This is a genomic window from Stenotrophomonas sp. NPDC077659 (assembly GCF_050268705.1).
In the GTDB taxonomy this organism is placed as follows: Bacteria; Pseudomonadota; Gammaproteobacteria; order Xanthomonadales; family Xanthomonadaceae; genus Stenotrophomonas.
This window is the reverse complement of sequence record NZ_JBNNHG010000292.1, coordinates 1-1317: the sequence shown is the minus strand read 5'-3', so window position 1 is coordinate 1317 and position 1317 is coordinate 1. Positions and strand designations below refer to the sequence as shown.

Genomic DNA, 1317 nt, shown 5'->3' with positions numbered 1-1317 from the left:
CCGACACCCCCGCATCGCCCGCCGAGTACGCCCGCTTCCGCCCATTGCTGTGGCTGGTGTCGCTGGCCATCTTCATGCAGATGCTCGATTCGACCATCGTCAACACGGCGCTGCCGGCGATGGCCAAGAGCCTGGGTGAAAGCCCGCTGCAGATGCAGTCGGTGGTGTTCAGCTACGCGCTGGCCGTGGCCACCTTCATCCCGGCCTCGGGCTGGATCGCCGACCGCTACGGTACCCGCCGTACCTTCCTGGTGGCGATCATCCTGTTCACGCTCGGCTCGCTGGCCTGCGCGCTGGCCCAGCATCTGCACCAGCTGGTCGGCGCCCGCGTGCTGCAGGGTATTGGTGGCGCGATGCTGCTGCCGGTGGGCCGCTTGGCGGTGATGCGCTCGGTGCCACGCGAGGATTTCCTGCGCGCGATGAGCTTCATCGCCATTCCCGCCCTGATCGGCCCGCTGATCGGCCCGACCCTGGGCGGTTGGCTGGTGGAAATCGCCTCGTGGCACTGGGTGTTCCTGATCAACCTGCCAATCGGCGTGATCGGTTTCATCGCCGCGATGAAGATCATGCCGGACCACTACGCCAGCCACCGCACCCGCTTCGACCTGCGCGGCTACATCATGCTGGCCTTCGCGATGGTGGTGCTGTCGCTGGCGCTGGACGGCATTTCCGGGCTGGGCACGCCGCATGCGCTGGTGATGCTGATGACCGTGGGCGGCCTGGCCGCGCTGGTCGGCTACTGGCTGCACGCGGCCAACTCCACCGCGCCGCTGTTCTCGCTGGCGCTGTTCCGCGTGCCCAGCTACCGCATCGGCATCCTCGGCAACCTGTTCTCGCGCATCGGCAGCAGTGCCATGCCGATGCTGATCCCGCTGCTGCTGCAGGTCGGCCTGGGCCTGGGGCCGATGCATGCAGGCCTGATGATGGTGCCGGTGGCCGCAGCGGGGATGGTGTCCAAGAAGCTGGCGGTGAAGCTGGTGGAGCAGTACGGTTACCGCCGCGTGCTGATGGTCAACACGGTGCTGGTGGGCCTGGCGATGGCCAGCTTCATCCTGATGACGCCGGGCCAGCACCTGGCCTGGCGCCTGCTGCAGCTGGCCTTCTTCGGTGCGGTCAATTCGCTGCAGTTCACCGTGATGAACACCGTGACCCTGCGCGACCTTGATCGCGAGCACGCCAGTTCCGGCAACAGCCTGCTGTCGATGGTGATGATGCTGGCGGCGGGTTTCGGCGCGGCTGCGGCCGGCAGCCTGCTGGCCGCGTTCGGCACGCACCTGGAGGGCCATGGTGCGACAGCGGCGCTGCATGCGACGTTCA

1 protein-coding gene is annotated in these 1317 nt (G+C 67.5%); it reads left to right on the top strand.

Features of this window, described 5'->3' with window-relative positions:
* Nucleotides 1–44: 44 nt before the first annotated feature.
* Nucleotides 45–1317, top strand: a 1273-nt coding sequence (mdtD, locus tag ACQKDV_RS19555) for a multidrug transporter subunit MdtD (protein WP_427785878.1), incomplete at its 3' end; no start/stop codon positions are given.